This is a genomic window from Halococcus sediminicola (assembly GCF_000755245.1).
GTDB lineage: Archaea > Halobacteriota > Halobacteria > Halobacteriales > Halococcaceae > Halococcus > Halococcus sediminicola.
The window spans coordinates 346293-359078 of the sequence record NZ_BBMP01000007.1 but is presented as its reverse complement, the minus strand read 5'-3'; the positions used below and the strand labels follow the sequence as shown (position 1 = coordinate 359078).

The window sequence follows — 12786 nt, the reverse complement described above, 5'->3', positions numbered from 1 at the left end:
AACCATGGCACGAAGCTTCTACGCACACGTCGGCGACGCGTGGCACGATGCGGACAACGAAATGCACGCCGAGCTCCAATGGCGGCGGCTTCAGGAGTGGCGCGAACAGGGGGCCATCGAGCGCATCGAGAGACCGACTCGCCTCGACCGGGCGCGCTCGCTCGGCTACAAGGCAAAACAGGGCGTCGTCCTCGCCCGCGTCGCGGTCCGCAAGGGAACCGCGCGCAAGGTGCGCCACAAGGCCGGCCGGCGGACGAAACGGCAGGGCGTCAACCGCGTCACCCGACGCAAATCCATCCAGCGCATCGCCGAGGAGCGCTCCAGCCGGAAGTTCACGAATCTCAGAGTGCTGAACTCCTATCCCGTCGGGGAGGACGGCAATCAAAAGTGGTTCGAAGTGATCCTCGTCGATCCCGAGCATCCGGCCATCGAGAACGACGACGATCTGAACTGGATCTGTGACGACTCCCACCGTGGTCGGGCGTTCCGCGGTCTCACGAGCGCCGGCACGAGCGGGCGCGGACTCGACACGAAGGGCAAGGGAGCCGAACACACTCGCCCGAGCGTCAACGGCGACCGCGGTCGCGGGAAGTAACGGGTCCTTCTTCCGATTCGAGCGCCTATCCCGAGTGATGAGTCACGACACCGCTGCGAGCGAGACGAACGAAGAATCGCTCACGATGTACGCCGATTACGTCTGTCCCTTTTGCTATCTCGGCGAGGCGTCGCTGGAGCAGTATCGGGAGAACAGGGACGAACCGCTCGCCGTCGAGTGGCAACCGTTCGACCTCCGTGGCGGCCAGCGCGGTCCCGACGGCGACATCGATTCGACCGTCGACAACGGTAAGGACGAAGAATACTACGCGCAGGCGAGGGAGAACGTCGAGCGCCTCCAGGAGGAGTACGACGTCGAGATGTCGCTGTCGATCGCCACGGACGTAGATTCGAAGAACGCCCAGCAGGCCGCCCTCTACGTTCGTGACGAACACCCCGAGCAGTTCGAGGGCTTTCACGAGCGGGTGTTCGACGCGCTCTGGCAGGACGAACGCGACATCGGCGACCCCGACGTGCTGGCCGACATCGCCACGGAGGTGGGCATCGACGCCGACGACGTTCGAGCGGCCATCGACGACGACGAGCGCGAGGCGGCCCTCGAAGAGCGTTTCACCGAGGCCAAACAGGTGGGCATCACGGGCGTGCCGACGTTCGCCTACGAGGGCTACGCCGCCCGCGGGGCCGTCCCGCCCGAACACCTCCAACGGCTCGTCGAAGGCTGAGAATCTCTATCGAACCCGGCGAGTGAGCACGAACAACAGGAGCGCCATCAGTAGCGACCCGAGCAACGCCTCGATGCCGGCGAGCGCACGGGCGACCACGTTCGCCGTCCCCGGTGTGGTGGCATCGGACCTCGCGTTTTCCGATCACGAGGTCGGAACCCACAGGCTTTAGCGCGATGTGCCCCGAACGAGGCCATGACCGAGGGAATCGTCGGGGAGTTCCTCGCACTCAAGGAGGAAACGGAGGCCGACCTGCTGGCGATGCAGTGTGGCGATTTCTACGAGTTCTTCGCCGACGACGCCGAGTTCGTGGGACGGGAACTCGACCTCAAGGTGTCGAAGAAGTCCTCGCATGGCTCCTCGTATCCGATGGCCGGCGTGCCCCTCAGCGAACTCACGGCCTACCTGAAGCTACTCGTCGAGCGCGGCTATCGCGTCGCCGTCGCCGACCAGTACGAGGTCGATGGCGGCCACGAGCGGGCCATCGAACGCGTCGTCACGCCGGGAACGCTCCTCGAACGCACGAACGCCGACGCGCGATATCTCGCTGCCGTCGTCGAAGTGGACGAGGGATACGGGTTCGCGGTCGCGGACGTCACCACGGGCCGCTTCCACGCTACCGAACTCGATAGTGACGAACTGCTCACCGAACTCTACCGATTCGACCCCGCCGAGATACTGCCCGGCCCCGACGTGCGATCGGACGACGACCTGCTCGAACGCCTGCGCGCGACCGACGCGACCCTCTCGCTGCACGCGACCGAGGCGTTCGCGCCGGGGCGGGCACGGCACGCGGTGAACGAGCAGTTCGGCGAAGCGACGGTTTCGAGTGTGGGTCTCGACGACTCCACGGGCGCGATTCGGGCGGCGGGTGCGGTGCTCTCCTATGTCGACGAGACGGGAATCGGTGTGTTAGCGTCGATGACGCGCCTCCAGCCCTACGACACGGGCGGGAGCGTCGCGCTCGACGCGACCACCCAGCGCAACCTCGAACTCACGGAGACGATGGGCGGGGGCGGACGCTCCCTTCTCGACGTCGTCGACCACACCGTGACGAGTGCCGGCGGCCGGACCCTCCGCGAACGACTCTGCCGGCCGATTCAAGAGGAAAACGAACTCGCACGACGGGCGGACTGCGTCGAGGCACTCACGGGTGCGGCGCTCGCTCGCGAACGCCTCCGCGAGACGCTCGGCGACGGTTACGACGTGGCGCGGCTGGCGAGCAAGGCAGTCTCGGGCAGCGCCGACGCGCGCGACCTGCTCCGGGTGCGCGATACGCTCGCGGTGCTCGAAGCAGTCGCCGAGACAGTCGACTCCTCGGAGTTGGGCGACTCGCCGCTCGCCGGCGTCGTCGAGCGGCCGGACGGGACCGCTGCGGATCGATTGGCCGACGAACTCGACACCGCGCTCGCCGAGGACCCGCCCGCGAGCATCCGCGAGGGTAACATCATCCGTCGGGGCTATCACGAGGAACTGGACGACCTCATCGAGGGTCACGAGGAGGCGCTCGACTGGATGGACGAGCTTGCCGCGCGCGAGCAGTCCCGACTGGATATTACCCACCTGAGCACGGGCCGGAACAAGACCGATGGCTACTACATTCAGGTGGGTAACTCCGAGACCGATGAAGTGCCCGACGAGTACGACGAGATAAAGTCGCTGAAGAACGCGAAACGCTACACCACTGAGGAGTTAGCCGAGCGCGAACGCGAAATATTCCGCTTCGAGGAACGCCGGAGCGACCTCGAACACGAACTGTTCGTCGATCTCAGAGAGCGCGTCGCCGAGCGTGCCGAGTTGCTTCAGGACGTGGGTCGGGCGCTCGCCGAATGTGACTGTCTGGCGAGTCTCGCGGTGCACGCCGTCGAGAACGGGTGGACCCGACCAGAGTTGGTGGAGTCGGGTATCGACATCGCAGCGGGTCGGCACCCGGTGGTCGAACGGGAAGTCGAGTTCGTCCCGAACGACCTCGCGCTTGCCGACGAGCGGGGGTTTCTCGTCATCACCGGTCCGAACATGAGCGGGAAATCGACCTATATGCGCCAGAACGCGCTCATCACCCTTTTGGCCCAAATCGGGAGCTTCGTGCCCGCCGAGCGCGCACGGATTTCGCCCGTGGACGGCATCTATACTCGGGTTGGGGCGCTCGACGAACTCGCACAGGGGCGGTCGACGTTCATGGTCGAGATGAGCGAGTTGGCGAACATCCTGCACTCGGCCACCGAAGACTCGTTGGTGATTCTCGACGAGGTGGGGCGCGGGACGGCGACCTACGACGGCATCTCCATCGCGTGGGCCGCGACCGAGTATCTCCACAACGAGGTGCGCGCGAAGACGCTGTTTGCCACCCACTACCACGAACTCACGGGGCTGGCCGAGCATCTCGACCGGGTGGCGAACGTCCACGTCGCGGTCGACGAGCGGGACGGCGAGGTGACTTTCCTCCGGACCATCGAAGAGGGCGCAACTGACCGCTCGTATGGCGTACACGTCGCCGACCTCGCGGGTGTTCCAGAACCCGTCGTCGAGCGCTCGCGCGACGTGCTCTCGAAACTCCGAGCCGAGAAGGCCATCGAGGCGCGTGGGTCGTCGGGCGAGACCGTTCAAGCGGTGTTCGACCTCGGGGCCGAAGCGTTCCGTGGCTCGGCCAGCGCCGATGGCGGGCGAACAGCCGACGGCGAACACGAATCGAGTGACGATGCGGCGGACGGGATCGATCCCACGGCTGAGTCGGTCGTTGAGGGGCTGCGGGCGACGAACATCGACGAACTCTCGCCGGTCGAACTGATGGCGAAGGTCGAACGCTGGCAGGAGGAACTCGACGATGGAAACTAGCGAAGAGGGTGGTCCGGGCGAGATTCGGCGACTCGATCAGTCCACCATCGAGCGCATCGCCGCCGGCGAGGTGGTCGAGCGGCCCGCGTCAGTGGTAAAGGAACTCGTCGAGAACAGCCTCGATGCCGACGCCTCGCGGGTGCGCATCGCCGTCGAGCGCGGCGGCAAAGAGGGGATTCGTGTCACCGACGACGGGGTCGGGATGAGCGAATCGAGTGTCGAAAAGGCCGTCGAGAAACACACCACGAGCAAGATCGGCGACATCACGGATCTCGAAGCGGGCGTGGAGAGTCTGGGGTTCCGGGGCGAGGCGCTCGCGGCCATCGGCGCGGTCTCGCGGCTCACGGTTCGCACCAAAGCCCGCGGGGCGAGTCGCGGCACCGAACTCGTGATGATCGGCGGCGAGGTCGAAAGTGTCGCACCGGCCGGCTGTCCCGAAGGCACCACCGTCGAGGTTACCGACCTCTTTTACAACGTGCCCGCCCGCCGGAAGTACCTGAAACAGGACGCGACGGAGTTTTCACACGTCAATCGGGTGGTGACGGGCTACGCCCTCTCGAACCCGGACCTCTCGCTCGCGCTCACACACGACGACCGCGAGGTGTTCTCGACGACCGGGCAGGGAAACCTCGAAAGCACGATTTTGTCAGTGTATGGCCGCGAGGTCGCCGAGGCGATGGTTCCCCTCGATGGGGGAGGCGAGGAGGGACCGCTCGAATCGGTCGAGGGCGTCGTCAGCCACCCCGAGACGACGCGGGCGAGTCCGACACACTGCTCGGTGTTCGTCAACGGTCGGTACGTCCGCGCGGGCACCGTTCGGGACGCCATCGTCGAGGCTTATGGAGGACAACTCGCGCCCGACCGCTATCCCTTCGCGGTCGTCTTTCTCTCGCTGCCGGCCGACACCGTGGACGTGAACGTCCATCCCCGAAAACAGGAGGTGCGCTTCGCCGAGGAAGACAAAATTCGGGAGCAGGTGAAAGCCGCCGTCGAGAGCGCGCTCTTGGACGCCGGTCTCGTTCGCTCGGGCGCGCCGCGCGGGCGGTCGGCCCCCGAACAGACGGTCATCGAGCCGGAATCCGCCGACTCGACCGGCGAAAGCGATACCGTCGACCGGTCGGCAGCGGCGACCGATGAGGGGACAGATGGCGTACGAGCAGAGGAGACGAAAACCGACGAGACGCAAACGACCGGCCACGAACCGGCGAGCGAACCCGTCGGGGAAACCTCGGCGACGAGCCCAGCCTCGGCGGACGAAACGGGTGACGAGCAGCGGTCCGAGCCGTCGAAGCGGTCGAAACCGTCGATGGCCGGTGTGGAGAACGGGGCGGTCGAGGAGGGGCGGAAGTTCACCGCAACGCCCGCGCAGGCGACCCTCGACGGCGAGGCGGTCGTCGACGAACCGGCCTTCGAGCGGCTGCCGCGCCTGCGCGTGCTGGGCCAGCTCCACGACACGTATCTCGTCTGTGAATCGCCCGACGGACTCGTGCTCGTCGACCAGCACGCGGCCCACGAGCGGGTCAACTACGAACGCCTGCGCGAGCGCGTCGGCGGCGACACGGAGATACAGGAACTCGCCGATCCGGTGGAGGTCGAACTGACAGCGGCCGAGGACGCACTCTTTGCGGAGTTCACCGACGCGCTCGCGGACCTCGGCTTCCGAGCCGCTCGGAGCGGACAGGGGAAAATCGAGGTGCGGGCGGTGCCGGCGGTGCTCTCGGGCGCGGCCGACCCCGAACTGCTGCGGGACGCCCTGTCGGCGTTCGTCGGCGAGCGCGACCCTGGCGACACGGTGGCGCAGGTCGGCGACGCGCTGCTCGCGGACCTCGCGTGCTACCCCTCGGTCACGGCCAACACGTCGCTGTCGGAGGGGTCGGTGACTGACCTCCTGGGCGCGCTCGACGCCTGCGAGAACCCGTATGCCTGCCCCCACGGCCGGCCGGTCGTCGTCGAGTTGAGCGGGCGCGCACTCGACGAGCGCTTCGAGCGCGACTACCCCGGTCACGCCGGTCGCCGGGCGAGCCACGATTCGTGACTCGACCGGGCGAATAATATACGCCGATCGAGTGGCGAAATCATGACCGATCTCCTCGCCATCGGTGCAACCGCTCTGGAACTCACACCCGACGGAAGCGCACGCCTCGAAACGGCCCCTCGACTGGGCGTCGCGGTCACGGGTCCCGAATCGAACGCCGCGGTCGCGGCGAGTCGCCTCGGTGTCGAGAGCGCGTGGCTCTCGAAACTGCCCGAAAGCCCGCTCGGACGGCGCGTGGCCGGCGAACTCGAACGCCACGGCGTCGAGACGGCGGTGTGCTGGGGCGGGGACCGACAGGGACTGACCTTCGCCGAGCGGGCGAAGCCACCGCGGGCGGACGTTCGTATCGACGATCGAGCGGGGGCGGCGGTCGCCTCGCTGACGACCGACGAACTGCCCACGGGGGACGTTTGCGGGGCTGGGATGCTCTATACGAGCGCCGCGACGCTCGCGCTCTCGGAAACGCTCGCCGGAACGGTCGAAGAACTGTTCAGAGCCTTCGACGGGCGGACCGCGCTCGCCCTCGATCGTTCGCGAGCGGTCGAATCGTCGGCGGCGTGCGAGCGAACCGCGTCGCTGCTGCCGGCGATCGATGTGCTGCTGACGAGCGAGGCGGGTGCGGCGGCGCTCGGCGAACGTGGCTCGCCACCCGAAACCGCTCACGCGCTCGCGGCCGCCCACGACCTCGACACCGTGGTGCTCGCCCGCGAGGGCGGCGGTGCGCTCGTCTGGCACGAGCGAACGGTCCACGAGCACCGTCCTCCGGAAACAGAAGTAATCGACGAGCGCGGCGCGTTCGACGCGCTCTGTGGCGGCTTTCTCGCCCGACGACTCGACGGCGAGCGGGTGGACGAAGCGCTCGCCGCCGGAGTCGCCTGTGGGGCGCTCGCGCGCACCATCCACGAACCGATGCCCGTGGTGACGCCCGGAGAAGTGGACGACTGCGTGGCGGCGATGGACGACGAAACCCGATAGTCCGCCCCGAACGGTGTCGCAATCGTTATTTTCCGGGTACACGTGTCGTGTCGTATGACAGAGCAGTTCCCGCGTTCGTGGCACGACCCGGACTACGTGGGCGGGGTCGTCGGTGTGCTCGCAACCGGCGCGGTGGCCTTCTATGCGGGGCTCACGACAGGGTCGCCCACGCCAGGGATGGCGATGTCGGTGTTACTCGCCGTGTTCGTTCCGTGGACGATTGCCCGTGAGGCCGCCCGCCGCTGGCTGTGAGCGGTTTTCGGGACCCGTCCGACTGTGGTCACCACGCCGAGTAGCCGCCGTCGGCGACCAGTCCGTGGCCGGTGACGTACGAGGAGTCGTCGCTGGCGAGGAAGGCGATGCAGGCGGCGATCTCGTCGGGATCGCCGAGTCGGCGCAGCGGGTACTGGGCGGTCATGCGCTCGCGGACGGTCTCGGGGTCGTCCTGTGATTCGAAATACTGCCGACCGAGTTCGGTGTCGATAAACCCTGGACAGACGGCGTTGGCGCGCACGCCGTGCGGGCCGGCTTCGGCGGCGACCGCGCGGGTGAAGTTGAGCACCGCGCCCTTCGTGAGCGAATAGACCGACTGTTTCGGCAGTCCAAGGATGCTGGCGAGCGAGCCGACGTTGACGATTGCGCCCGACCCCTGCCCCTTCAACACCGGCAGGGCGGCGTGACAGCCGTTCCAGACCCCTCTGAGGTTGATGTCGAGCACCCGCTCGAACGTATCACGATCCGTCTCCTCGACGACCGCCGGCGGATGGCCGATGCCCGCGTTGTTCACGAGCACGTCGAGACCGAATTCCTCCGCCGTGGTCTCGACGAGTCGATCGAAGGCGTCTGCGTCGCGCACGTCGAGTTCGTAGAAAGTAGCTTCGCCGCCCACGTCCTCGATTCGCTCGACGGTCTCCGCGCCACCATCGCTATCGACGTCGGTGACGACGACCCGTGCGTCCTCCGCGGCACACCGCTCGGCGCTCGCCCGGCCGATGCCTGCCCCTGCGCCCGTGATGAACACCGTTTTTCCCTCCAGTTGCATGGCGAATCTCTCATGCGCCGAGTAGATAAAACCGACCCGCAGTACGAGGGCACGCCGCCGAAAGAGCGAACATCGTCGCCCTCCACCGCCCGGTATGGCAGCCAAACCACTCGACGGCAAGAGCGCGATCGTCACCGGCGCGAGTTCGGGCATCGGCAGCGAAACGGTCCGCGCGCTCGCCCGCGACGGCGCGAACGTCGCGCTCGCCGCACGCCGGGAAGACAGGTTAGAAGAAATCGCCGACGAGGTAGAGCACGATCACGGGGTCGAGACGCTCGCCGTGCCGACCGACGTGACAGACGAGGGAGTGGTCGGGGAACTCCTCACGGAGACCGTCGAGGCGTTCGGGGAACTCGACGTGCTCGTGAACAACGCGGGTCTCGCCCGCGGCGGCGACGTCGCGAAACTCTCGACCGAGGAGTATCGGGCGATGATGGACGTGAACGTCGACGGGACCTTCCTCGCGACGCGGGCGGCGTTGCCGCTTCTCGAAGAATCCGAGGGGAACCTCGTCTGTATCGGGAGCTTCGCGGGCCAGTACCCCCGTCCATCGAACCCCGTCTACGCCGCGACGAAGTGGTGGGTGCGCGGGTTCGCGCTCAGCGTGGCGGCCGCCGTGGGCGAGGAAGGCGTCGCCGTTTCGGTGATCAATCCATCCGAAGTGCGCACGGAGTTCGGCGACGACGAGAGTTTCAACGAGCGCTTCGCGGAGGGCGAGGTCACCGAGCCAGTCGAGATCGCCGAAGCCGTCGCCTTCGCCGCCCGACAGGAGAACTCGACGGTGAGCGAACTCGACCTCTACCGGCGCGACAAGTTCAGCGGCTTTTGAGCGCGACGGCGAGCGCCGCGGCAGGGGTGGCGGCTCCACGGACGTACCGCGTCGGGTCGCGCTCGATGGCGAAGGCCCGAATCGTGACCACGAGTCGCGCGCTCGAAAGCGTCGCGCGCAACACCGGCCCGACGGTCGTCACCACGAGATAGGGCGGTGCGGCGACCGGTTCCGCCGGAAGGTCTTCGCCGAGCGCATCGACGGCATCGACGAGCAGAGCGGGAAGACGGGCGACGATGCCCGCCCCGCCGAGTGCGCGCTCGAACGGCTCGACCACACGCTTTCGATCGGTCGTCGCGTCACCATCCCACGATTCGGCGACGCCATCGGCACACGCGAGCGTTGCCGTCAACAGTTCTTCGTGGTTTTCGAGCAGCGATTCGCACACGACGCTCTCCCGAGTCATACTCGACGCCTCGAATCGGCGACGGGGTCGTTGGACACGAAACTCAGATCGAGAACTCGTAGAGGTCGTCGCCGACGTGGTGTAGCGACTCGACGACCTTGCCCGACTCGCCGACCATCTCGCTTCCGTCGGCCAGCGCGCGCCCGATGGCGAGCACTTTTCGATGGTTCTCCTCGGCGATGGTCACGAGGTCGCCAGATTGGATGTCGGGGTCGGCCTCGGTGATGCCCGGTCGCATCACGTCCGCCCCATCCGAAACGAACGATATCGCGCCCGTATCGACGGTGACGACGTGGCTCTCAGGCGGGAAGTCGTTCGCGCCACGTACGGTGACGAACGGCTCGTCGTCGAAGTAGCAGACCGTGGGGTCGCCATCGACCAGTACGAGGTCGCGCTCGCTGTCGGCGAACTCGACGCGCTCGTAGCTGTCGCCAGCGAGGTCGATGCCGAGCGCCGCCGAGAGCGTCTCCTCGATGTCGGCCACCGCGTCGCTGCGGAGGTGATGACGGGATTTGACCTGCATAGACTATCCTCTCGGCCATTGGGCATAAATCGTGCGTTGGGTGACGCGAAGAGGTAAGTGCTCGGCCGCGTAAGCCACGAGCATGTGGGGGTCCCGGCGAAACCGGGGGGCAAAGCGCATCACCTGTATCGCCTGCGGGGAGGACGTGCGACGCTCTGCGGCGCGCGAATACGACAAGCACGGCGACCGCTGGGAACGCCGGGGCAAGGAGTTCGAACACCTCTGCAAGGGCTGTCACCGCGACCTCTGTCACCAGCCACGCGACGAACTCGAAGCGCTGCTGGTCGAACTCCACGCCGAGACCGGACGGTGCTCACAGGAGACGTTTCTCGCCCAGTATCAGCAACTGGTCGAGGAGCGCTACGGCCCGCTCGAAGAGCGCGAACGCTGATACGGGCGCGTTTCTCGGTCGGCCGTAACCGATGCCCAATCAGGCCGACAGTCGCCGCTGGTCCACCCGGTAGATTGTCACCGCATCCCACTCTTTGGCGATGCTGACGCCGCGGAGGTCGTCGAAGTCGGTCGGGCCGTAGGCCGCGCGCTCGTTCGGACCGACGTAAACGTAGCGGACATTGTATTCATCGAGGAGTTGCACGCGCTCTTCGGACGTTCCCCGATAGATGGTCTCGACGTCCGCGACGCGCTCCAAGTACGGTCCCTCGCCGCGATAGCCGATCTCGTGGTCCCAGCCGACGACCGTCGGCAGCCCCGTGAGACTCGACGGCGCGTTCACCCAGTTGTAGCTCGTCAATCCATCATTTGCGTTGCAGTAACAGCCCGGCGTCGAGACGATATATGGCTGGCCGTCGCGCTCGTCGAGCCACGCGATGGCCGGAGCCTCCTCGGGGTGGGTGGTCGCAACGAACGCGCGCGCGTCGAGTGTGGGGTTCTCGGTGGCGGCCACGCTCGCCTCGCTCGTCAGCTGGTCGGTGAGCGCGAGTCCCCCGTAGATCGACGTCGAGAGTACGAGCACGGCGAGCAGCACGCGGCCCGCGGTGCGAGTGCTGCCCGAGAGCGTGGCGGCCGATTTCCCCGCACCGACGAGCCACGCGGCCATCGCGCCCGCCGCCGTTCCGAAGAGCACCCACACCTGCGCGTAGGTCTTGAAGACGGTGTTGAATCGGCCCGGGCCCGCGTCTTCCTGAATATACACGAACTCCACGAGGAGCACGAGACCGACACCGGCGACCAGCAGTACGGTCTCGAAACCCACGTCGGGCAACGATAGTGAGGGCCGGCGTTCGGTGCCGCCATCCGATTCGGCGGGTCGCGTTCCTCGGGTGGCGCTCGCCGTCGTCGAATCGGAGCGGTCGCCGTTCCGTCGCGCCGCGAGCACCAGCCAGCCGACGAGCAAGAGTGGGCCGAACAGCGCGAGCGCGGCGGCGTCGACGAGCCACGCGAGCACGAAAAGCCCGCCCATCGCCGCGAGCGCGCCCTGCCGTGTGCGCTTCGTGAGCGCACGCGAGCGAGCGAGGAGATATGGCACGAACACGGCAAGGAACGCACCGTAGACGACCACGAGCGGTCCGAGCGCGCTGCGCTCGGGCAGGACGTCGATGGCGCGCCCGCTGGCCGACCCGAGCCAGAACGGTAGCGACCAGAGGATTCCAAGAACGAGAACGCCCGCCGCGACCGCCAGCGCGCTCGCCGTCCGGCGGAGTTCTCGTCCGAGTGCGGAGCGAGTCGGCGAGAATCGCGCGCCGACTCGCGGAACGAGGTCGGGGGGGTCGCCGTCGGCGAAGGTCATCGTGAGCCAGCCCACGCCGACGGCGGTCGGAAAACTCCACGTGTTGACGACCGCGAGCAGGCCGACGAGTGGGGGGAACGCCCCGAAGACGAGCAACCGGCGGCGCCCGAGCGCGTCGGCTGGCGTTCGGTAATAGGCGAACCAGAGCGCCGCCGCGAGCAGGAGGAACGGGGTACTCAGCATGTGAGCGTGGAGATCGCCGTTGAGCCACGCGAACAGCGGAAATTCGTTGACCGTCCCGGGAATCACCCGGCTCGCCCCCCAGTACGAAAAAGCCGCGAGCGAGTCCGCGAGTCCCTCGATGGTCACCCCGAGCGAGCCGGCGACCGAGCGGGCGATTCCGTCGGGTAACGCCCACAGAACGGCCCGTCCGGGCGTTTCGAGGTTGCTGGCGAAAGCCACGAAGAAAGCCCCGACGATGCCGGCCGTTCGCGCCGAGTGCCCGCGTGCGTCGGCCACCGCGCCGGCGAGACCGTAGGCCGCGGTGACGAGCATCCCGAAGAATCCCGCGAGCGCGAGGTTGTAGGCGTAGCGCGCCTCCGTGAACGTGATTTTCGCAAGTAGTGCTGTGAGAAGGTGGCCGCCGTAGTAATACTTCACTGGCTCGCCGGCAAACCAGACGTCCTCCGGCGGGAGCTGTGCGGAGCGGAGGAGCGATTTGAGCAGGCCGAAGTCCAGGAACTTCTCGCCGCCGCCCGGATGCACTGCCGGGTCGAGCGCACGCACGGCAATCATGAACAGGAAGGCGACCGCGAAGACGAGAATCGGCACGGCCATCGCCCGGCCGTCGAACCCATCCCTGTCGAGACGGCGAAGCGAGAGGGTAGAGAGGGCGGCGAGAGCGACGAATCCAGCGAGGAGTCCGGCGGTGAGCGAGAGGTGGCCAACCCAGTAGGCGACGACGCCGACGACGGCGAACGACAGCGGCAGCGAGAGGGCAACGCCGCGGTCGGGAAACCCGCGAAAGAGGCGGGCGGCGAGCGGCGTGCCGAGAAGCCCGATGGCGAGAAAGACCGCGAGCCAGAGGGTGACGAGACCGTACTCCATGGAGAATGCGGGGAACCGGCGCATATGCCTCTTGTGGGACGCACCAGTGGGGTTCCGAACTCCTTTTATC

Annotated in this window: 13 protein-coding genes; 9 read left to right on the top strand and 4 right to left on the bottom strand. The window is 67.2% G+C overall.

Features of this window, described 5'->3' with window-relative positions:
- Positions 1-4 precede the first annotated feature (4 nt).
- The 7 genes from ACP97_RS06010 to ACP97_RS05985 are packed head-to-tail and all read left to right on the top strand — an operon-like array spanning position 5 to position 7374.
- Complete coding sequence (locus ACP97_RS06010) at positions 5-595, top strand: 50S ribosomal protein L15e (RefSeq protein ID WP_049996924.1); 591 nt, start codon at positions 5-7, stop codon at positions 593-595.
- Between the two features lie 37 nt (positions 596-632).
- Positions 633-1277, top strand: coding sequence for a DsbA family oxidoreductase (locus ACP97_RS06005; protein ID WP_049996923.1), 645 nt, complete (start codon positions 633-635; stop codon positions 1275-1277).
- Between the two features lie 22 nt (positions 1278-1299).
- The gene (locus ACP97_RS20345; RefSeq protein WP_202593565.1) at positions 1300-1449 is read left to right on the top strand and encodes a hypothetical protein; all 150 of its coding nucleotides are present in this window, start codon (positions 1300-1302) and stop codon (positions 1447-1449) included.
- A gap of 23 nt (positions 1450-1472) precedes the next feature.
- Complete coding sequence (gene mutS / locus ACP97_RS06000) at positions 1473-4112, top strand: DNA mismatch repair protein MutS (protein ID WP_049996922.1); 2640 nt, start codon at positions 1473-1475, stop codon at positions 4110-4112.
- Positions 4102-6147, top strand: a complete 2046-nt coding sequence (mutL, locus tag ACP97_RS05995; RefSeq protein WP_049996921.1) for a DNA mismatch repair endonuclease MutL — start codon at positions 4102-4104, stop codon at positions 6145-6147. The genes mutS and mutL overlap by 11 nt, the downstream gene beginning before the upstream one ends.
- A gap of 42 nt (positions 6148-6189) precedes the next feature.
- Positions 6190-7122, top strand: a complete 933-nt coding sequence (locus ACP97_RS05990; RefSeq protein ID WP_049996920.1) for a PfkB family carbohydrate kinase — start codon at positions 6190-6192, stop codon at positions 7120-7122.
- Positions 7123-7176: 54 nt separating this feature from the next.
- Entirely contained in the window at positions 7177-7374 is a 198-nt protein-coding gene (locus ACP97_RS05985; protein WP_049996919.1) for a hypothetical protein, read from the top strand.
- 28 nt (positions 7375-7402) lie between these two features.
- On the opposite strand, the gene ACP97_RS05980 is transcribed toward ACP97_RS05985, so the two are convergent.
- The gene (locus ACP97_RS05980) at positions 7403-8164 is read right to left on the bottom strand and encodes an SDR family NAD(P)-dependent oxidoreductase (protein ID WP_049996918.1); all 762 of its coding nucleotides are present in this window, start codon (positions 8162-8164) and stop codon (positions 7403-7405) included.
- Positions 8165-8258: 94 nt separating this feature from the next.
- On the opposite strand from ACP97_RS05980, the gene ACP97_RS05975 reads away from it, so the two are divergent.
- Positions 8259-8993 carry an SDR family oxidoreductase gene (locus ACP97_RS05975; protein WP_049996917.1) on the top strand — a complete coding sequence of 245 codons (735 nt, stop codon included), beginning with the start codon at positions 8259-8261 and terminating at the stop codon, positions 8991-8993.
- Here ACP97_RS05975 and ACP97_RS05970 read toward each other — a convergent pair.
- Positions 8980-9399: a hypothetical protein gene (locus tag ACP97_RS05970; RefSeq protein WP_049996916.1), complete on the bottom strand. Its 420-nt coding sequence runs from the start codon at positions 9397-9399 to the stop codon at positions 8980-8982. The two genes, ACP97_RS05975 and ACP97_RS05970, sit on opposite strands and share 14 nt — an antisense overlap.
- A gap of 43 nt (positions 9400-9442) precedes the next feature.
- Complete coding sequence (locus ACP97_RS05965) at positions 9443-9922, bottom strand: RNA-binding protein (protein ID WP_049996915.1); 480 nt, start codon at positions 9920-9922, stop codon at positions 9443-9445.
- Positions 9923-10004: 82 nt separating this feature from the next.
- On the opposite strand from ACP97_RS05965, the gene ACP97_RS05960 reads away from it, so the two are divergent.
- Positions 10005-10313, top strand: a complete 309-nt coding sequence (locus ACP97_RS05960; protein ID WP_049996914.1) for a DUF7562 family protein — start codon at positions 10005-10007, stop codon at positions 10311-10313.
- 39 nt (positions 10314-10352) lie between these two features.
- Here the strand turns inward: ACP97_RS05960 and ACP97_RS05955 are convergent, their stop codons facing one another.
- Positions 10353-12716, bottom strand: coding sequence for a DUF2298 domain-containing protein (locus ACP97_RS05955; RefSeq protein ID WP_049996913.1), 2364 nt, complete (start codon positions 12714-12716; stop codon positions 10353-10355).
- Between the last annotated feature and the right edge of the window lie 70 nt (positions 12717-12786).